Raw genomic sequence first — 18,952 nt, 5'->3', positions numbered from 1 at the left:
GCCCTTGAGTATACATAAATGGTTAATGTTTACACAGGTAATACCAAGACATAGTCTGTATCTCGTTCCTTGGCGATGTCGTACCAAGAGAACACAAATGTTATCTACCATAATAAAAACCAAAAGGATTACCGATGAAACTTATCAACACGTTAGTTGCTATCACGCTTACATTTTCAGCGACTGGGTTACATGCCCAAGGTTCAGTTCATCATAGTGCTCAAGCAAGCAAGCATTCAGCATTAGCCTTAACCGAAGGCGTTGCATCAACTGCCAAGGTGGCCAGTGTCACTGTTGCCGCTCCATTGGTAGTCGTCGGTGGCTTAAGCTTAGTCACTGGCAGTGTTATCGCCGAATCAGCTGATAGCGTTAAACTGAGTCATGTTAGCAAACCAACCAAGGCCGCGCCTTTAGACATAAGTGACACGACAGTCACGGTAGATCCTGCGCCAAACCAAGTGATTTTAATTCAAAACACTACGCATACTAAGAATCAAAATATTAACAAGCAGGGTCAGTAAGCATGAATATGCATTTTAAACATTTACTTAGCGCAGCCGTGCTGGCTCTAACGATATCCTTCAACGCAACAGCAGGTAGTCAAGCTAAGCAAACTGCTACCCATAAACCCGAGCAAATAGTCAGCTTTGCCAAGAATGTTGAGAAGTATGCTGCAGGACAGGGAGCAAGAGCGTTCGTTATCGCAAGAGTAGGCCGGCCGCAAAAAGACCTACCAAGAGGTATTCGTTTCACGCATACCGCGGTGGCCTTATATTCAGACATCACTCTTGATGACGGTGAATTAGTCAAGGGTTACGCCATTTATAACCTTTACCAAAAGGCCGACCAACTCAACCAAAGCCAGTTAATCACAGATTATCCAGCAGACTTTTTTTGGGGGGCAGACCAGTTAACAGCGGGTATCATTGTTCCTACCCAGGAAATACAAACTCGGCTAATAGACATCATCACTACAGGCAAAAATCAGCAGTTACACAACAACAATTATTCGGTTATTGCCAACCCGATGAACGCTCAGTTACAAAACTGTACAGAGCACACATTAGATATGTTAAATGCAGCCATCTACCAGACGGTTGATATAGCAAAGTTAAAAGCCAATACCAAAGCGTATTTTACACCGCAGCGCGTACACACGAGTCGCGTTAAGTTGATGTTTGGCTCGATGCTGCAAGATGATATCACCACCAAAGATCACACAGGAAAAGTGGCGACTAGCACCTTTACTTCAATTGCTCAGTATCTAGCAAAATACGACTTAGCCAGTCAAAGCGTGATTTTAGGCAGTAACGGGCAAGTACTTGAAGCGATGACAGATTTGACGTTTCAATCTATTGGCGCACCGACAAAGAGTTAACAGGGTGATAGTCCCAAAAAGGTATCGAAAAAATAGACTATTGGTGTAGTTATGCTCAACAAAAAGCAAGTGGGTTTATTTATTCTAATCCAAAGGGCATATTAGCCCCACTCCAGCAAGACGCGGGTTTATTTAACAAAAATGAAAAAGGACAAACAAATGACAATTCAAGCACCTACTAAATCTTATACGTTGGCATCAGTAGCGGCATTAGTTATTGGTACCGTTGCTTACGGCATCGGCTTATTCAATGCAGAGATGGCACTAAACGAAAAAGGTTACTACTTGATTACTATGCTCTACGGTTTGTTCTCAATGGTATCGTTACAAAAAACGATACGTGATAAAGCACAGGGCATCAAAACCTCAAGTATGTACCAAACGTTATCGTGGGCATCATCGGGCTTGGCTATCGCATTATTAGCCTTAGGTTTATATAACGCGGAATTAGCACTGAGTGAAAAAGGCTTCTACGCTATGGCCTATGTCTTAAGTCTTTTCGCCGCGGTCACCGTACAGAAAAACGTACGTGATAAAGACGCATTAGCCGATGACCATAATGACCAAGCCGAATTTATCACTGAGTAAGTTCACTAAATAAAACAGAATTTATCAACTAAGCCGCGAGGAACATACGATCCTCGCGGCTTTTTAGTTTTTACGCGCTGGGCACAGAGGATGGTTGACGCGCAAAATATCCGAGATAATTATAGAACAGCTTTAACTGTTTTTTAGGTAACATCCAGGCAGCACACATTAACGTTAAAACTCGTACTCTATTGCCACACGCAGAGTGTGATCTTTGCTGTCGCCATTTAATCCAGCGATAAAACCCAACTCCCATTTAACTTGTTTTTGCCCTTCAAAGCGGTGGATCCCCATAAACGATGGGCCAAGGCCAACAAAATCTTCCGCAGTATACAGCTCAATAGCCGGTTGGATCTCGGGAATAAAGCGATAGCGATATTGCAACCTGAACTCTGAATGGAACGAGTTTTCGATTGTGCTGCCAAACTCATAAACAAGTAGGTAATTACTGGTGATACTGGCACGGCCAAACTCTTTTTCCACTAATATGCCCGTCGTAAACTCCCATTTGTCTTCTTGGTGTTCTTTTTCAAGTTCAAAAAGCGCCCCCCAATCTGCGTAATACCTGCCTTGTTCGGTGATCATCCATCTAGCTTCTAGCTCGTAAGCCACTAGACCAAAGTCATCGCCTTCATCTCGGTCGCCTACGAGATAAGCTTCCAAGGTTAATCGGTCATTGATTGAGTGACCAAACGCAACCCGTTGCACAAGTGAATTACCTTCATCGTTTTGGCGTGACATTAAGCGCCATTCGAATTCTTGTTCTAACGGCAACACGTAGGGGTGATAAATTTTATCAACCACGTTGTTGCTGCTTTCATGTTTCTCAGCTTTGGCCAAACCTGAAGCGAGTACTAAGCTTATGGCGAATAACATGACGCTACGAGATATCATACTTGATACTCCGATGTTGAATGAGGTGCGCGTTGTCTAGATAACACAACGCTGCGGATGATTAATGGTAAAAGTAGAGCGATTAGCAATGTTGATAAGTAAAAGCTGCTTGGTGCGGCTTCATAGCCGATAAGTACCTTCAGTAGATGACCGTATTCACTTTCATCTGCAATGACATTGTTTATATTCCACAGTGGCCCTGGGTCAGCTAACCAGTCGATCTGTTGTAGCAACAAAACAACGTTTGCCACTTGGCCTGCTATAAATAAGGTAAATGCGCAACGGGTAATACTTCGTTTATTGAGACTACTGAATATCACATCCACTAATATGGCAACGCTAATACAGATACCTAAGCCCAAGGTGGTACCAAATAATATGGGCGACAGAGCATCTTCTTGAAACCAAAATCCGACAACAAATACCGAGAAATCAGCACTTCTGGGGACCACAAAAATCGCTACTATAATGGTTGCAAATAAACCCAAACGCGTGCCCTTCGTGATGACCAGTCGCGCAGCTAGTAGGTATGCGGCTATAAGCGTGGCACACTTTAATATCTCGTAACCCGCCCCTTGATACCACTGGCTAACGGTATGTTGATTGACCACCACAATGGTGGACAAAAATACCCCCATAGCCAAGCCGCATAATAAATGGCGCCAATCAATGTCTGCATAGACACGCAGCATGCTCAACAGTACAAAAATGGGTAGTGCGTCGCGTAAAAAAAGCACCACAGTATTAATTAACATCGTTAAATACCTCAGGAGATACAACTATAACTTTGCCCACAGCACTGGAAGGATGGAATTCACCGAAAAAATGGTATTCGCCCTCGTCCAGAGGACCAATAAAAACATTGGCTTTGGCGTTGCCAAAAACCACCTTCTCGCGATTCAATTCAAAGCTATCGAGCTCTTCTGGAGTGTTGTCTTGATTGATGAAAATCAGTTTGACCTTTTTACCTGCTGGCACAATCACTTCAGATGGATAAAACAAGTGGTCACGAATAGTAATCACCATTTCAGGCATCGCCATTGCCGGAGCACTGTGCACAAGCACCAATAAAGAAAAAGTCAGTAAATACTTATGCAATGTTCACCTCGCGCTTTCTACTTAGAGGTAAATGAACTTGTACCGATAACCCGCCTAACGTGGAGCGATGCAAGCGTATTCTACCTGCATGCAAATCGACGATTTGTTTTACAATCGCTAAGCCTAACCCGATGCCTTGTCCTTTTTGCTCTATATGTTTACTGGAGCGATAAAAACGCTCTAACACTTTGGCGTATTCATCGTCGTTTAAGCCGGAGCCTGAATCATCTACTTGGATGACTACGTCGCTAGCATCTTGGTGCACGTGAACTTGAATATGGCCTTCTTGTGGAGCGTATTTATGGGCGTTACCAATTAAGTTTTGAAACAATGTTAAAAGAGCAAACTCACTGCTTAAAATAACCTGTGGTTTACCTATTAACTCAATGGTTTGCTGCTTGTTGTCGATACTGGCGTACATATCTGAAATGACACTTTGCGCAATTTCGTACACATCGACCTGACGACTATTGGCCTCGAAGTACTCTGGATTAGTGCGGCTCAATAATAATATCTGATTGATCGCATGTATCATGCGATCTGTGTCTTGATGTAGTTTATCGATACGTTGGATATTGCTGTCGCTAACGGTATCTTTACGTAAATTATGTAAGTTAATTTTTAATACACTTAATGGCGTGCGTAACTCGTGGGCAGCATTCGATGCAAATTGTTGTTCACGCTCAAAGGCGGCTTGTAAGCGACCAAGTAGTGAATTAAGCGTAGTAATCATAGGTGCGAGCTCAGTCGCTGGTGCGTCTATATTTAGAGGCTCAAAGTTTCTTGGAGAGCGTCGCCGCAAGGCCTCAGATAGAGAGCGTAAAGGTTTTAATCCGTGGCTAACTGCAAAGTATATGATTAAGGCTAGGAAGGGGATCGTTAAAATAATCGGCGCCATAGCCGCAATAATCATTTTATCAGCTAGTTCGAAGCGACCCTGTAATGGCTGCGCGACCATGATCCATATCTGGGCTTTTTGCGATAAGTGCGAGTACACACGCCAACGTTTACCGGCAAAGTTATTATCGGAGAAACCAGTGGAAAATTTACCTATTTTTCGCTTAGGTGTGTTTAAAGAGCTGACGAAGAGCGTGTCTTTTTTCCATAATTGTAATGCGATATTTTCGCCACTATCGAACTGTTGCGACGTTTGCAGTAACGCCACATGCGTAAAGCTATTGGCTAATGCGATAAGTTCGGCGTCAAACAGCTCTGAAGATTTGAGCATGCTAGAACGATAACCCTGCAGTGCAGCGCTAAAGCTGATAAGTATGAGCAATGCGATGAGCGTTAAGGTTAACTGGCGACGAATTGAGCGCATGTAAGTTAGGCGCTCGTTCTTGTTGTCACGCTATAGCCGACTCCGCGAATAGTTTTAATAAAATCTTTAGGTAGCTTCTTGCGTAAGTTATGAATATGCACCTCGATGGCGTTGCTAGACAACTCGTCGCCCCATTCATAGAGCCTGGTTTCTAATTGGCTTTTTGACTGGATCCGCCCGGCATTATCCATTAGTGCTTTGATTAGCATGAACTCTCTGCGAGATAACTCTTTTGATTCACCCTCGACTTGAATTTGATGGCTGGCTAAATCAAGTGTGACCGCACCTATGGTCACAATTGAGCTATTTGCTGTACCTAGCCTACGCTCTATTACACGAAGACGAGCTAGCAGTTCCTGCATATCAAAGGGTTTGGCAAGATAATCGTCGGCGCCGCCATCTAGGCCGGTTATTTTGTCGGTCATGCTGTCTCTGGCAGTAAGAATAAGCGTTGGCAAACCTTGTTTATTTCGATGGGCTTGTCGCAATACGTCAATGCCGTCCATATCGGGCAACCCTAGATCCAAGATCATTAGGGTAAATTCGCCCGTGACAATCGCCGATAGTGCCGCAGCACCCGTCGCCACGCTATCGATGGCGTAACCCTCACTGCGTAACGACTGACTCAGGGCATCACTCAAGGATATGTCATCTTCAACAAGTAAAATTCGCATTTCATTCACCCTAATAGTACAAAGATCTAGCTTACTCATTACAGCTTAAGCCAACATTAAGTGCCCGCTACTGGAATATACAGGGTTACGCGAACTCTATTGCACGGGTCGCAATAACGTGGATTGGGATATCTTGCTATTAAATCACAAAAAAGGGTGATTTTAATACTGCTATCGTGGCTTGCATCCATTAGAATATAGGCCATAAATCAAGATGTTAAGCGCACGTTTTCTAGGTAAATACATACTATGCCTGATTCTCAAGAAGCAAAAAAACTTAGCAATCAAATTGAAGAGATTAACGAAGCTCTAAACGATGGCATGATAGTGCAAGTGCGAGAGATGCTAAGCACAATGCCCTCTTGTGATGTGGCCTTATTACTTGAATCTAGCCGCAGCCGCACTCGTTCAGAAATTTGGCAGTTAATCGAACCAGAGCAATACAGTGACGTACTGGAAGATCTTTCTGAGGACGTGCGAAACGGTATTATTCGTCAAATGGTGCCTGAAATTCTAGCCGACGCACTAGAAGAGATGGATACCGATGATCTCGTCGAAACCCTAAGTGGCTTACCCGAAGCGGTGTCTCAAGATGCACTGAGCTCTATGGACGAGCAAGATCGGCAGCGAGCAGAGCAAGCGTTGTCTTACGGCGAAGATACTGCTGGTTTTATTATGAACACTGATACCATTACTTTGCGCCCAGAAGTGACGGTGGATGTGATTTTGCGATATCTACGCCTAAAAGGGAATATTCCCAAGGGTACCGATACCTTCTATGTGGTTAATCGAAATGACGAGTTAATTGGCAGTGTGCCTGTTATTGCCTTGTTGACCGCTAGGCCTGCGGTCATGGTTGAAAAATTGATGACCCAAGACTCGGTGACTATTCCCGTAGACATGCACGAGGACGAAGTGGCCAGTTTGTTCGAACGCTATGATTGGTTATCAGCCCCTGTGGTGGACAAACAAAATCATTTGGTGGGCCGTATCACCATTGATGACGTGGTAGACATTATTCGAGAGGGTGCGGAGCACTCCATGATGAGCATGGCAGGTTTGGCAGATGAAGAAGATACCTTCGCCCCTGTAATAAAAAGTACCAAGAAGCGGTCTGTATGGTTGGGTGTGAACCTGTTTACGGCGTTAATGGCCGCTGCAGTGAGCGACATGTTCGAAGCCACATTAAGCCAATTAGCGGTGCTCGCTATATTAAACACCATTGTGCCGAGTATGGGCGGGGCTGCGGGAAATCAAACTCTGACCTTGGTTATACGGGGTATGGCGTTGGGACATGTTAGCGACAGCAATGCCCGTTGGTTGATTGGTAAAGAGCTGGCCATCGGCTTTTTTAACGGCGTCATTTGGGCATTGCTTATTGCGTCAGTTATCGCCATTTGGAAACAAGATTTAATGCTGGGTGGTGTGATTGCTTTTGCCATGATGATCAACATGATAGCGGCGGGTTTAGCTGGCGCTATGTTACCGATCATGATGAAAAAAATGAATATTGACCCTGCGCTTGCCGGTAGTGTGATTTTAACCACTATTACCGACGTGGTAGGAATTTTTGCCTTCTTGGGCACAGCAACTTGGTTGTTATTGTAATTTATGACTGTGTTACCTCTTGTTTCTTTGACTTTTTTAACCTTAGTCGCATTTGCGGCTAATTCGGTGTTTTGTCGCTTAGCGCTGGACGAGCAAAATATGGATCCCATGAGTTTTACTGGCATTCGCTTGACTTCAGCTGCGTTGGTGCTGGGTGTTATTATGCTCGTTAAATCACCTGCAACCCTTCGTAGTTTTAGCGCCTTAAATGCTTATGGTAGCTGGCGCCAAGCTGGGTATTTGTTTGCTTATGCCGCTGGATTTTCCTATGCCTACGTGACATTACCCACCGCAACAGGGGCATTAATATTATTCGCAGCGGTACAATTTACTATGTTGCTGGTGGCTAGATTTTCGGGTCATCGTATGAGTGCGCTCGCAAGCAGCGGAGTGGTGATATCTCTAGTCGGGTTTGTGTATTTTGTGCTGCCAGAATTATCATCACCTAGTTTGATAGGATTGATGGTTATGGCGTTGGCGGGTGTTGCGTGGGGAATGTACAGCCTAGCTGGTGCTAAATCGACCCATGCCCTTGAGTCAACTTCGGCAAACTTTATTCGTTGTTTACCTTTGGGACTGGTATTAATGGCTGTGTTTATGCCAACGGCTAGCTTAACCTTTGAAGGTGTTGCCTACGCATTAGCATCTGGTGCACTCGCATCGGGTATTGGTTACGCTATTTGGTATCAGGTTTTATCTCAGTTAGACAGTAGCGTAGCGGCAGTTTGCCAATTATCAGTACCAATTATAGCTGCGTTTGGCGGTGTGTTGCTGGTGGATGAGCCTATTACAGCGCATTTAATGCTTTCATCTATCGCTATTTTAGGTGGCATGTTATTGGTGATTCTGGGTAAAAAAACGAAGGTTTAATGATTGTGAGCAGCCGTTAGGCTTAAATATAAAAAAGGTAGCGGGTTTATCTAATGTTAATCGCTACCTTTTTTATTATGTGAGCGGGCAATTAAAAGCGTACTTCACCCGCACCATCGCTAGCACAGCACACATAGAAGGTTTCTTGGTAACCTGTTTCTGGCTGATACCGCTCGGCGATAAGTTGCTGAGCTCCGGCTACCATTTCCCGTGGCATTAGTGCGACAATACAGCCACCGAAGCCACCGCCAGTCATACGTACTCCACCGTGCTCACCTAGATATTCAGCTAAGGTTGCAACAATAAAATCGATGGGTTTCACGGTAATTTCGAAATCGTCTCGCATCGAAGCATGCGACTCGGCCATTAATTTAGATAAGGTTTTCGCATCTCCGACGCGCAGGGCGTCTGCAGCTTGAAGCGTACGCTCACTGTCAGACACAACGTGATGGGCACGGCGATAAACTACTTCAGGTAACTTATCTTTTTGAGCTTGTAACTCAACCAAACTAATATCACGTAGGGCTTTTATACCCAACGTTTTAGCGGCTTCTTCACATTGTTCACGACGCGTATTGTATTCGCTATCAACGAGGCCGCGTTTTACGTTGGAATTGATGATAACCACATCAAGTTCAGGGGGCATAGAGATAAGCTGACTTTCCAGCGAGCGACAATCAAGTAATAAAGCGTTATTTTGTGCGCCGCAAGCACTGACCATCTGGTCCATTATGCCGCAGTTACAGCCAACGAATTGATTTTCGGCTTCTTGGCCGTTTAATGCGATATCGGCAGAGGTTAAAGGCAAATCGAATAACTGACGGAATGTTTCACCGATGACCACTTCAAGAGACGCTGATGAGCTAAGACCTGCACCTTGTGGTACGTTACCAGACACCACCATATCAACTCCTTTCAACTGCATACCACGTAGTTGAAGATGTTTAATAACACCGCGAATATAGTTGCTCCACAGTTGAGTGGGATGTGGCGCTATAGGTGAATTCAACGAGAATTCGTCGCGCTCGTTATCGTAATCAGCGGCCACTACGCGCACCAAGTCGTCTTCTCTTGGGGTGACAGCAACCAAAGTTTGGTAATTGATGGCGCAAGGTAATACAAAACCGTCGTTGTAGTCAGTATGCTCACCAATTAAATTAACGCGCCCAGGGGCCTGAAAATGACGAGCAGGTGCTGTTGCAAATATTTCCTGATATGTTGCGTCTAGCTCGTCAATTGCTTGTTGAGAAATTATTTTCATTGCTCTAGGCTCCGGTTGATTCATTGTAATGGACATCGCTGAGCGCTTGTAGTTTTTGGGCCGCTTGCTCTGGCGTAAGGTCACGCTGTGGCTCTGCCATCATTTCGTAACCCACCATGAACTTACGGACGGTCGCTGAACGCAAAAGCGGTGGATAGAAATGTGCATGCAACTGCCAGTGTTCTGTTATGTCTGTGTTGTGCGGTGCGCCATGCCAACCCATTGAATAAGGGAAAGAGCACTGAAATAAGTTGTCATATCGACTCGTGAGTTTCTTAATAGCTAGCGCTAAATCGGCTTGTTGAGCGTCGTTCATTTCGTCGAAGCGCGCGCATTTAAATTTTGGCATAAGTAAGGTTTCAAATGGCCAAGCCGCCCAATAAGGTACAACGGCAATCCAATGCTCAGTCTCGACCACGGTGCGTTCGCCGCTAGTAGATTCTTTTTGCGCATAGTCTAGTAAAAGTGAGCTGTTGTGTTTATCAAAATAAGCGCGTTGATTCACATCGGCTTTACGCACTTCATTGGGAATAAAATCATTTGCCCAAACTTGCCCATGGGGGTGGGGGTTAGAGCAGCCCATGGCAGCGCCTTTATTCTCAAATACTTGCACCCAAGCGTAATCTTTGGATAATTCAGCTACCTGGTCACGCCAAGTTTGTACAATTTTTTCAAGTGCCGGCAAGGATAATTCTGGTAGCGATTTGTTATGTGCAGGTGAAAAGCAAATAACCCGGCTAGTACCACGTGCCGCTTCTACTGTGAATAAATCATCGTTAACCTGTTCTGATGCCGGTGTGTCTTTCATCAAGGCAGCGAAATCGTTAGTGAATACAAAGGTATCTTTGTACTGAGGATTCACTTCACCATTTATACGGGTGTTGCCAGAGCACAAAAAACAGTTAGGATCATGAGCGACACTGTCGTTTTGTTGAGGCTTTTCAACCTGTCCTTGCCATGGACGTTTTGCTCTATGTGGCGACACAAGTACCCAATCATTTGTGAGGGGATTACGACGACGATGAGAATGATCTACCGGATCAAATTTAGACATTTAGACACACCATGTTAATAACTGGTTAATTAATACTATTATATTATTAATCGATTTTAATTTGCAAACGGCTTAATGTCATCCCTTAAATCTATATTTTTATTTCTTAAATATGCAAAAAGCCTGCGGAGCAGGCTTTTTTAAGTGTTACTTTTTACATAAATGCGCGAAAGGTAATACTTTTTCTACAAATTATGGGGCCTAGAAGCGTAAACCAGGGTTTAAACTTCCCGGCAGGGCGACTTTCTCAAGCTCCACTGAGGCAACAGGGTATGCACAGTAATCAGCAGCATAATATGCACTTGCTCTGTGATTGCCACTTTCGCCAACGCCACCAAAAGGCGCGGCACCGCTGGCGCCTGTGATCGGACGGTTCCAGTTTACAATACCGGCTCGAATTCGCTGATAAAAATGTTGGTATAAATCATGGCTATCAGATAACAAACCAGCTGATAAACCAAACTTGGTGTTATTACCAAGCTCTATAGCGCGATCAAAATCATCAAAACGAATAACTTTTAACAATGGACCAAAATGCTCGTCATCAGGCATTTTTTCAACCATGGCCGTTACATCAATGATGCCAGGGCTGACAAAACCTGATTCGGTATCTAGGTGTTTAAGTTCAACCAATGCGGTTGCGCCTAAATCTAGCAACTGTTGCTGAGCAACGACCATTGAGTTAGCGGCGTTGCTTGAGATCATTGCCCCCATAAAGGGTTGTTCGTCCGCGTCATAGTCACCGACTTTGATATTTTTAGTGACCTCGATAAGACGGGCTAAAATAGCATCGCCTTGTTCGTTATTCTCAATAAACAACTTACGGGCACAGGTACAGCGTTGGCCAGAGGTGACAAAAGCCGACTGAATAATGTCGTGCACAGCCGCGTCGATATCGCTGACGTCTTTGACGATAAGCGGGTTGTTACCGCCCATTTCAAGGGCCAAAATTTTGCCAGGGTGGCCAGCGTATTGCTCATGTAATATTTTACCAGTACGAGAGCTACCAGTGAAAAACAGGCCATCAAGATCTGGGTGCGCCGCTAATGCTTTACCGGTTTCCACTTCGCCTTGAACAAGGTTCAAGACACCTTTTGGTAGGCCTGCTTTTTCCCACAATTGGACCGTTCGTTCGGCGACCAGAGGTGTTAAATCGCTAGGTTTAAATACTACGCAGTTACCGGCTAAAAGGGCCGGTACTATATGGCCATTAGGCAAATGTCCAGGGAAGTTGTATGGGCCAAATACCGCCACTACACCGTGTGGCTTATGGCGAATAAAGGCTCTGCCTACTGGCATAGGGTTTTCAACTAAGCCGGTACGTTCTTGATAAGCGCGCTCTGAAATGGCTATTTTACCAATCATAGCACCGACTTCAGTGGCGGTTTCCCATAAGGGTTTACCGGTTTCTTGAGCAATCGTTAGCGCTAGCATATCTTTATTTTCGGCCAGTAATTCACCAAATCGTTTTACGTACGCTAAACGCGCTTCAAAAGAAAGCGTTGCCCACGCAACAGTCGCTGCGCGTGCACTGATTACTGCTTCATTTACTTGCTCGGCAGACGCTGATTTAGCCCGCCAAATTTGGTTTTTTTTAGCCGGATCGATCGACTCGATAGTATGGCCTTGACCTGCTTGCCATTGGCCTGAAATAAAATGGGTTTGTTGTGTCATATATTACACCTTAAATGTGGTTGGAGCGAAGCGGATAAACTCACCATCTTGTATGCCAAGCTGGTTTGCCCCAGCCCGAGAAATGATGGCTTGCTCGTTCACTTCGTCAATATTAAGAGACGTGGCGATGGCACGAAACTCTGCGATTTTGGTGTTGATCACAAAATATTCTGTGTCTGAATTGAGCGCTTGTTCGTCAATTCTAACCGCTAACTTACGACTTGCCTGAGCGGTTCGGATATGCGTTAAATTGGCTTCTACTGTTGGGCCTGCATCAAAAATATCAACGTATCCACGACAGCTAAAGCCTTCACTTTCGAGTAATCGCAGCGCAGGCTTGGTTTTGTCGTGAACCTTGCCAATCACCGCTTGGGCTTCTTTGCTTAGTAAACTGACATAAATGGGATATTTGGGCATCAATTCAGCAATAAATTGCTTTTGCCCTATGCCAGTCAGGTAGTCTGCTGTAGGGAAGTCCATTGAGAAAAAGTGCTCTTCCAACCATTGCCAAAACGGAGATTTACCATTTTCATCACTGATACCGCGCATTTCAGCGATAACGGTTTCAGCGAAACGGTCTTTGTGTTCCATCATGAATAAAAAGCGCACTTTAGATAGGAAACGACCACAATTACCATGACGGGCTGATTCGCGTAAAAACAACGTGCAGATTTCGGAGACGCCAGTGTAGTCATTACACAAGGTCAGTATTTCTGCGGTGTTGTATATATCAAGCTCACGTGAGGCATGTACCACTTTACTTAAGTGGTAGTGATAAAACGCATCTTCAAGTCCCACGCTAGAGGCTATACCGCTGGTGCCTACGACTTGGCCTGTGTCGGTGTCTTCCATCACAAACAGATAGCTTTCGTTACCTGGTTGATTGATATGTGCTGTGAAGGCCACTTCTGAATCAGTGATCTTACTGCGCAATAAAGCTTCGTTTACGGGCAGTGAGGTAAACCCAATGCCCGACTCGATAGCAATCTCGTGCAGTGCGTTGTAATCGCTGTGCTTAATAGGGCGAATAATAATCATGATCGCAATCTCTGTAGGTGGTTTATGCGTTTACGACAGCGGCAACACCGCGCTCGAAACGACTCAAACCTTCCTGAATATCGGCATCAGTCAGGATCAATGATGGGGCGAAACGAATAACGTTAGCGCCGGCGACTAAACACATCAGCTTTTCTTTTGCGCTGGCAACTAAGAAGTCACGAGCACGGCCCTTAAATTTGTCATTAAGTGCACAGCCTAATAATAAACCTTGGCCGCGTATTTCTTCAAACACATGATATTTATCATTAATGACTTTTAACCCTTGGCGGAACAGCTGTTCTTTTTGCTTTACCCCATTTAACACCTCAGCAGTATTAACAATATCTAACACGCGCTCGGCAACGGCACAGGCTAATGGGTTACCACCGTACGTGCTGCCATGGGTCCCTACTTTCAAATGGGTGGCAATAGCCGTAGTCGTTAGCATAGCGCCAATCGGGAAACCGCCACCTAAGGCTTTCGCTGACGTGAGAATATCCGGAGTTACGCCGAGCCCCATGTAGGCATACAACTCACCGGTGCGGCCTATACCAGACTGAACTTCATCAAAAATAAGTAAAGCATTGTGTTTGTCACACAAGTCTCGCACGCCCTGTACGAAAGATTGACTCGGGCAAATGATACCGCCTTCGCCTTGCAGGGGCTCCATCATGACGGCACACGTGCGCTCAGACATCATGGCTTCAAGTGCGCTTAAGTCATTGTAATCAACGTGTTCAATACCACCCGGTTTAGGGCCAAAGCCGTCAGAATAAGCGGCTTGACCACCAACGGTTACGGTGAAGAATGTGCGGCCGTGGAAGCCTTGATTGAATGCAATAATCTGGTCTTTTTCTGGACCGTAGTTATCAAGGGCAAAACGACGGGCTAATTTCAGCGCCGCTTCGTTCACTTCTGCCCCAGAATTAGCAAAATACACTTTTTCAGCAAACGTCGCATCCGTTAGCTTTTTAGCTAAACGTAATACAGGTTCATTGGTCATTACGTTACTGACGTGCCAAAGCTTTTCGCTTTGCTCTCTTAGAGCGGTAACCAACTCAGGATGACAATGACCTAAAACGTTAACTGCGATACCGCCAGCGAAATCGATATACTCGTTTCCAGCTTGATCCCACACTCGTGCACCCAAACCACGCACTGGAATGATGTCAGCGGGGTTGTAGTTAGGAACCATAACTTCGTTAAATAATTCGCGGGTAACTTGCATGTAGGTTGTCTCCAAATTTAATAGCCTAGGGCATAAAATAGACAACCATTATTTCAGATTAAAAAGAGCTTGTCTGCATGGATAATGCAGCTAAACCCTTATTTTTAAAGGGTTTGAGTGAACTTGCAGGAATAGTGAATAAGTATTTAGTCTATTGAATAAGGAATGTTATCGAGTGTCTGTGCTTAGCGCCACAGGCCTTGAACTTTATCTAACTCAACTTATAAAATGGTGTTGCATGATTATTAACAGAAATTTTCCCAAATTTACGCAGAATTTTCAGCTTCTAGACCAATTGAGCGCATATCTGTGGTTTTAAGTGCTTCTAATGACCCCACAGGGAATGCAAAACTGCGTAGGTAATCCCTAGCTTCATCGTTACTAACCAAATCGTGAAACTTCAATATGCGGTACTTAGCATAGGCGTTACCTTGTGTAAGGACTGTGGTTAAAGGCAATGGATCTTTGGGAGGGACTTTTGCGGCCAACTCTTCAAAAGCACCGTGCATAACTAAACGGCTAAATTTCATATGCTCGATAATATTTGCCGTCGCTGTTGCGGCATGCTTATTAATTAGGGATAGAAGTACGTCCCCAGACGGCTCAACTCTGGTTAGGGCGCCGTGACGTTGGTGCTTATGTGTACTCTGGGCTTCTTTTAAAGCATCGAGTTGTACCTGATCAAACAACCTAAAATATAATTTTACCACCGCGATAGTTCCGAGGCTTTGCAACATGCCAGCGGTAAACGCTTGATTTTCATTGACCTTACTAATGCTGGCCAAACGTTTACTAGACATAGCCGTAGCAATCGATTGCTCCCAAACACGCCTTTTTATCTGCGGATAAGGGTCGGTTATTTGTGGTAGGCAACGACGTATAGTTAAAAATGGCACTATCATTTTTAAATTTTCGATACCAAAAAAGCTTAGCGCAACTCGCAGTGTGTCAGCCGTTAGCACTTGGTTTTTGCTGTCTCGACGTTGATATTTTGGCGAGTTGATCATCTTCACTAAATCTTTGTACAGCCATGGAATATCCGTCGCCAACGTCTCTAAACGAGATACCGTACAGGCTTTCACAGAAAGTAGATCTAAAATCTGCGGGATTACCGTATCTATGCCTAGTACTTTAGAAACTATATGCTCTTGGTCTTCTAGTGCCTCAGCTAATTGCTGGGCGATATCTTTGTGTAACTTAGTGGATATCCGCTCTAAATAGCCTTCTGCTATCTCTTGATTGGCTTTTTTTTCTTCTCTAGCCTGCTTTTCAACAGCAAGTAACTCTCGGGTGGGCACGATCTTTCTTGCAGCGGGTGACATTTTTTCATCAGCCAATTGTTGCTTAGCGACTTTAATATCGATAAACAATTGCTCAAAGCGAGATTCGACGATGGGTGTATTAGGAATTGATGCTGTCATTTTCTGCTCAGAAAACCTTGATTTTTATGTCTAAACCGTTGCTGTTAGGTTGAATTGTGCCTTACTTTTAAGCCAATTTTCTAGGCTAATCTTATTTTATCTGCCGATACGGTTAGAAAGTTAGCCAATATTTGCATTCCGCTTGCGCTAAGCAGTGATTCCGGATGGAATTGTACGCCATAAATCGCCAATGATTTATGTTCTATAGCCATTATCTCACGCTCTCCAGGTGTTTCTTCGCACCAGGCGGTTACGTTGAGTGTATTGGGTAGCGTATGTTCAGCGATAATCAGTGAATGGTAACGAGTGGCGACAAACGGATTGTCAATGCATGAAAACAGGGCACTGTCGTTGTGAGACACCAAAGAGGTCTTGCCGTGCTTAATATTGCGTGCGCGAACCACCTGTGCACCGAATACCTGACCAATTGCTTGGTGGCCAAGGCAAACACCAAGCATAGGTATGACACCTGCAAAATATTCAATCGCACCTAATGTGATACCTGATTCATTCGGTGTACAAGGGCCGGGCGATAATACTAAATAGTCAGGTGCTAACGCTGCGATTTGCTCACAGGTAATTTCATCGTTGCGTACAATTTTAACTTGTTGACCTAAATTTACGAAGTATCTAGCAAGGTTATGCGTAAACGAATCGTAATTATCGATGATTAGCAGCAAAGGTATTTAACAGCCTATTATTATGTGCCGCCGGTGCGGCAGCTCAAATTCCAAATTCTGCGGATTGTAAAACATTTCACAATGCATTGCTGTGACTTACTACTCTCCATGCATTTGGGCAAGTGTAGTGTATCTTGTACAGGTAATTTGTTGTCGAGCAAATAGACCCTTAAAGTTAATCTTATGGTAGGGGAAGGGGATTGTAAAAAATGAATTTATTGCGCTGTAGCTTTTGCAGTGCATAACAAATGACATTTTAAAACTCAATTAATAACTAGGTGCCTGTCATTATGTTTTGTCCTTTTATGTTAATTGTTAGACTTTTTTCGATCTTGTGGCAATACGGTTTAACGTCCAAAATGTACAACATAACGAAACATATAATTATTTTCAGCTAACGCTGAGTCAAAATGGGCAGCCATCGCTAAGGTGCCACAGACAGAGTGAGACAAATATGAAGATATTAGTAGCGGTAAAACGAGTCATTGATTACAACGTAAAAGTACGTGTGAAAGCTGATAACAGCGACGTTGATTTAACCAACGTGAAAATGGCGATGAACCCTTTTTGTGAAATTGCAGTTGAAGAGGCTGTGCGCCTTAAAGAAGCTGGTGTGGCGAGTGAAGTGGTAGTGGTTTCAATTGGTACTAAAGCTTGCCAAGAACAAATACGTACAGCACTCGCCCTAGGCGCTGACCGCGGTATACAAATTGATCTCGATACCCCGGCAGATGCGCTAAGTATTGCTAAATTATTAAAAGCGGTTGTCGAACAGGAGCAACCTAAGTTAGTGATTTTAGGCAAGCAGTCTATCGATTCAGACAACAATCAGACTGGCCAAATGTTGGCGGCCTTACTTGATCAGCCCCAAGCGACGTTTGCATCAAAAGTAAAAGTTGAAGGCGATAAAGTACAAGTTACGCGTGAAATTGACGGCGGATTGCAAACCATTGAAATTGATTTGCCTGCGGTTATCACTACGGACTTGCGTTTAAATGAGCCACGTTATGCGTCATTGCCCAATATTATGAAAGCAAAACGCAAGCCCCTTGAGGTAAAAACACCTGCTGATTTAGGTGTGGAAGTGAAAAACAATATTACCTTAGAAAGTGTTAATGCACCTGCTCAACGTCAAGCGGGTATCAAAGTTGAGTCTGTGGCTGAACTAGTCGAAAAATTAAAAAGCGAAGCTAAGGTACTTTAATTAGTACGTAATAGGAGAGAACGAATATGACTATTTTGGTAATTGCAGAACATGATAACCAAGAACTTAAGCCTGTCACGTTGAATACCTTAGCTGCAGCGCAGCAAATTGGTGGTGACATTGAACTATTAGTGGCGGGTCACCAGTGCCAAGCTGTCGCAGATGCCGCAGCGAGCATTGCCGGTGTGACCAAAGTGTTAATCGCTGACAATGCTGCGTATGAGTATCAATTAGCAGAAAACATAGCCAAATTGATCGTGGCGCGCGTAAATGGACATAGCCATGTGTTAGCGCCGGCAACAACTAACGGCAAAAATTATTTACCCCGCGTGGCGGCACTACTAGAAGTTAACCAGATTTCAGATGTTACAGGGGTGGTTTCAGCAACTACGTTCCAGCGTCCGATATACGCAGGCAATGCAATAGCGACGGTGACATCAAACGACAGCATAAAAGTTATGACGGTGCGCGGAACTGCATTTGACAGCGTTAACGCTCAAGGCGGCTCTGCCACTATCGAAGTCATCGATGAGCAATGCGATGCCGGACAATCCCGTTTCGTTAGCGAAGAGCTTGCTAAGTCAGACCGACCCGAGCTAACAGCAGCATCGATTATTGTTTCAGGTGGTCGAGGTATGGGTAATGGCGATAATTTCGAAATACTGTATAGCCTAGCTGATAAGCTTGGAGCCGCAGTTGGTGCTTCACGTGCTGCTGTTGATGCTGGCTTTGTACCTAACGATATGCAAGTTGGGCAAACAGGTAAAGTTGTGGCTCCGGACCTTTACATCGCGGTGGGAATTTCTGGCGCTATTCAGCATTTAGCGGGTATGAAAGACTCAAAAGTGATTGTGGCTATCAACAAAGATGAAGATGCGCCTATATTCCAAATAGCTGATTACGGTTTGGTTGCGGATTTATTTGACGTCATCCCTGAATTGACTAACCAAGTTTAAACCTG

General features: G+C 44.4%; 19 protein-coding genes. 7 read left to right on the top strand and 12 right to left on the bottom strand.

What is annotated here, in order from left to right:
* Window positions 1-134: 134 nt before the first annotated feature.
* From GQR89_RS17780 to yiaA, 3 genes are all read left to right on the top strand, one after another.
* Complete coding sequence (locus GQR89_RS17780; RefSeq protein WP_158771288.1) at window positions 135-521, top strand: hypothetical protein; 387 nt, start codon at window positions 135-137, stop codon at window positions 519-521.
* Between the two features lie 2 nt (window positions 522-523).
* Window positions 524-1,378, top strand: a complete 855-nt coding sequence (locus GQR89_RS17775) for a DUF2145 domain-containing protein (RefSeq protein ID WP_158771287.1) — start codon at window positions 524-526, stop codon at window positions 1,376-1,378.
* A 159-nt stretch (window positions 1,379-1,537) separates the two neighbouring features.
* Window positions 1,538-1,966: an inner membrane protein YiaA gene (gene yiaA / locus GQR89_RS17770; RefSeq protein ID WP_158771286.1), complete on the top strand. Its 429-nt coding sequence runs from the start codon at window positions 1,538-1,540 to the stop codon at window positions 1,964-1,966.
* A gap of 174 nt (window positions 1,967-2,140) precedes the next feature.
* Here the strand turns inward: yiaA and GQR89_RS17765 are convergent, their stop codons facing one another.
* The 5 genes from GQR89_RS17765 to GQR89_RS17745 are packed head-to-tail and all read right to left on the bottom strand — an operon-like array spanning window position 2,141 to window position 5,953.
* Window positions 2,141-2,860, bottom strand: coding sequence for a hypothetical protein (locus GQR89_RS17765; protein ID WP_158771285.1), 720 nt, complete (start codon window positions 2,858-2,860; stop codon window positions 2,141-2,143).
* Window positions 2,857-3,615 carry a high-affinity iron transporter gene (locus tag GQR89_RS17760; RefSeq protein WP_158771284.1) on the bottom strand — a complete coding sequence of 253 codons (759 nt, stop codon included), beginning with the start codon at window positions 3,613-3,615 and terminating at the stop codon, window positions 2,857-2,859. The genes GQR89_RS17765 and GQR89_RS17760 overlap by 4 nt, the downstream gene beginning before the upstream one ends.
* Entirely contained in the window at window positions 3,605-3,958 is a 354-nt protein-coding gene (locus tag GQR89_RS17755; protein WP_158771283.1) for a cupredoxin domain-containing protein, read from the bottom strand. Before GQR89_RS17755 ends, GQR89_RS17760 begins: the two co-directional genes overlap by 11 nt.
* Window positions 3,951-5,279, bottom strand: coding sequence for a HAMP domain-containing sensor histidine kinase (locus GQR89_RS17750; protein ID WP_158771282.1), 1,329 nt, complete (start codon window positions 5,277-5,279; stop codon window positions 3,951-3,953). The genes GQR89_RS17755 and GQR89_RS17750 overlap by 8 nt, the downstream gene beginning before the upstream one ends.
* A gap of 5 nt (window positions 5,280-5,284) precedes the next feature.
* Complete coding sequence (locus GQR89_RS17745; protein WP_158771281.1) at window positions 5,285-5,953, bottom strand: response regulator; 669 nt, start codon at window positions 5,951-5,953, stop codon at window positions 5,285-5,287.
* A 249-nt stretch (window positions 5,954-6,202) separates the two neighbouring features.
* Here GQR89_RS17745 and mgtE point away from each other — a divergent pair, with 249 nt between their 5' ends.
* A complete protein-coding gene (gene mgtE, locus GQR89_RS17740) occupies window positions 6,203-7,561 on the top strand; it encodes a magnesium transporter (protein ID WP_158771280.1) in 1,359 nt (452 codons plus the stop codon).
* Between the two features lie 3 nt (window positions 7,562-7,564).
* Entirely contained in the window at window positions 7,565-8,431 is an 867-nt protein-coding gene (locus GQR89_RS17735; RefSeq protein ID WP_158771279.1) for a DMT family transporter, read from the top strand.
* A 91-nt stretch (window positions 8,432-8,522) separates the two neighbouring features.
* On the opposite strand, the gene galK is transcribed toward GQR89_RS17735, so the two are convergent.
* The 7 genes from galK to GQR89_RS17700 all read right to left on the bottom strand — a co-directional run bounded on the left by galK (window position 8,523) and on the right by GQR89_RS17700 (window position 16,787).
* Entirely contained in the window at window positions 8,523-9,692 is a 1,170-nt protein-coding gene (galK, locus tag GQR89_RS17730; protein ID WP_158771278.1) for a galactokinase, read from the bottom strand.
* Window positions 9,693-9,696: 4 nt separating this feature from the next.
* Window positions 9,697-10,746 (bottom strand): UDP-glucose--hexose-1-phosphate uridylyltransferase, encoded by a 1,050-nt coding sequence (locus tag GQR89_RS17725; RefSeq protein ID WP_158771277.1) that lies wholly within the window; start codon window positions 10,744-10,746, stop codon window positions 9,697-9,699.
* A 201-nt stretch (window positions 10,747-10,947) separates the two neighbouring features.
* The gene (astD, locus tag GQR89_RS17720; RefSeq protein ID WP_158771276.1) at window positions 10,948-12,420 is read right to left on the bottom strand and encodes a succinylglutamate-semialdehyde dehydrogenase; all 1,473 of its coding nucleotides are present in this window, start codon (window positions 12,418-12,420) and stop codon (window positions 10,948-10,950) included.
* A 3-nt stretch (window positions 12,421-12,423) separates the two neighbouring features.
* A complete protein-coding gene (gene astA, locus GQR89_RS17715; protein WP_158771275.1) occupies window positions 12,424-13,458 on the bottom strand; it encodes an arginine N-succinyltransferase in 1,035 nt (344 codons plus the stop codon).
* A gap of 22 nt (window positions 13,459-13,480) precedes the next feature.
* Entirely contained in the window at window positions 13,481-14,686 is a 1,206-nt protein-coding gene (locus GQR89_RS17710; RefSeq protein ID WP_158771274.1) for an aspartate aminotransferase family protein, read from the bottom strand.
* A 266-nt stretch (window positions 14,687-14,952) separates the two neighbouring features.
* Complete coding sequence (locus GQR89_RS17705) at window positions 14,953-16,107, bottom strand: HDOD domain-containing protein (RefSeq protein WP_158771273.1); 1,155 nt, start codon at window positions 16,105-16,107, stop codon at window positions 14,953-14,955.
* Window positions 16,108-16,187: 80 nt separating this feature from the next.
* Entirely contained in the window at window positions 16,188-16,787 is a 600-nt protein-coding gene (locus tag GQR89_RS17700; protein ID WP_158771272.1) for an aminodeoxychorismate/anthranilate synthase component II, read from the bottom strand.
* 454 nt (window positions 16,788-17,241) lie between these two features.
* On the opposite strand from GQR89_RS17700, the gene GQR89_RS17695 reads away from it, so the two are divergent.
* Together GQR89_RS17695 and GQR89_RS17690 are read left to right on the top strand one after the other, a co-directional pair.
* Entirely contained in the window at window positions 17,242-17,991 is a 750-nt protein-coding gene (locus tag GQR89_RS17695) for an electron transfer flavoprotein subunit beta/FixA family protein (protein ID WP_158771271.1), read from the top strand.
* A gap of 26 nt (window positions 17,992-18,017) precedes the next feature.
* Window positions 18,018-18,947, top strand: a complete 930-nt coding sequence (locus tag GQR89_RS17690) for an electron transfer flavoprotein subunit alpha/FixB family protein (protein ID WP_158771270.1) — start codon at window positions 18,018-18,020, stop codon at window positions 18,945-18,947.
* The last annotated feature ends 5 nt before the right edge of the window (window positions 18,948-18,952 follow it).

The organism is Paraglaciecola sp. L1A13 (assembly GCF_009796745.1).
GTDB lineage: Bacteria > Pseudomonadota > Gammaproteobacteria > Enterobacterales > Alteromonadaceae > Paraglaciecola.
This window is presented reverse-complemented; position numbering and strand designations above follow the sequence as displayed.

What these genes read in the sequence shown, in the direction of transcription:
- GQR89_RS17775 (WP_158771287.1), top strand. Translation starts at nt 524, where the DNA reads ATGAATATGCATTTTAAACATTTACTTAGCGCAGCCGTGCTGGCTCTA.
- astA (WP_158771275.1), bottom strand. Translation starts at nt 13,458, where the DNA reads ATGATTATTATTCGCCCTATTAAGCACAGCGATTACAACGCACTGCAC.
- GQR89_RS17710 (WP_158771274.1), bottom strand. Translation starts at nt 14,686, where the DNA reads ATGCAAGTTACCCGCGAATTATTTAACGAAGTTATGGTTCCTAACTAC.
- GQR89_RS17745 (WP_158771281.1), bottom strand. Translation starts at nt 5,953, where the DNA reads ATGCGAATTTTACTTGTTGAAGATGACATATCCTTGAGTGATGCCCTG.
- GQR89_RS17695 (WP_158771271.1), top strand. Translation starts at nt 17,242, where the DNA reads ATGAAGATATTAGTAGCGGTAAAACGAGTCATTGATTACAACGTAAAA.
- GQR89_RS17725 (WP_158771277.1), bottom strand. Translation starts at nt 10,746, where the DNA reads ATGTCTAAATTTGATCCGGTAGATCATTCTCATCGTCGTCGTAATCCC.
- GQR89_RS17750 (WP_158771282.1), bottom strand. Translation starts at nt 5,279, where the DNA reads ATGCGCTCAATTCGTCGCCAGTTAACCTTAACGCTCATCGCATTGCTC.
- yiaA (WP_158771286.1), top strand. Translation starts at nt 1,538, where the DNA reads ATGACAATTCAAGCACCTACTAAATCTTATACGTTGGCATCAGTAGCG.
- GQR89_RS17705 (WP_158771273.1), bottom strand. Translation starts at nt 16,107, where the DNA reads ATGACAGCATCAATTCCTAATACACCCATCGTCGAATCTCGCTTTGAG.
- GQR89_RS17760 (WP_158771284.1), bottom strand. Translation starts at nt 3,615, where the DNA reads ATGTTAATTAATACTGTGGTGCTTTTTTTACGCGACGCACTACCCATT.
- astD (WP_158771276.1), bottom strand. Translation starts at nt 12,420, where the DNA reads ATGACACAACAAACCCATTTTATTTCAGGCCAATGGCAAGCAGGTCAA.
- GQR89_RS17780 (WP_158771288.1), top strand. Translation starts at nt 135, where the DNA reads ATGAAACTTATCAACACGTTAGTTGCTATCACGCTTACATTTTCAGCG.
- GQR89_RS17765 (WP_158771285.1), bottom strand. Translation starts at nt 2,860, where the DNA reads ATGATATCTCGTAGCGTCATGTTATTCGCCATAAGCTTAGTACTCGCT.
- galK (WP_158771278.1), bottom strand. Translation starts at nt 9,692, where the DNA reads ATGAAAATAATTTCTCAACAAGCAATTGACGAGCTAGACGCAACATAT.
- GQR89_RS17735 (WP_158771279.1), top strand. Translation starts at nt 7,565, where the DNA reads ATGACTGTGTTACCTCTTGTTTCTTTGACTTTTTTAACCTTAGTCGCA.
- GQR89_RS17690 (WP_158771270.1), top strand. Translation starts at nt 18,018, where the DNA reads ATGACTATTTTGGTAATTGCAGAACATGATAACCAAGAACTTAAGCCT.
- mgtE (WP_158771280.1), top strand. Translation starts at nt 6,203, where the DNA reads ATGCCTGATTCTCAAGAAGCAAAAAAACTTAGCAATCAAATTGAAGAG.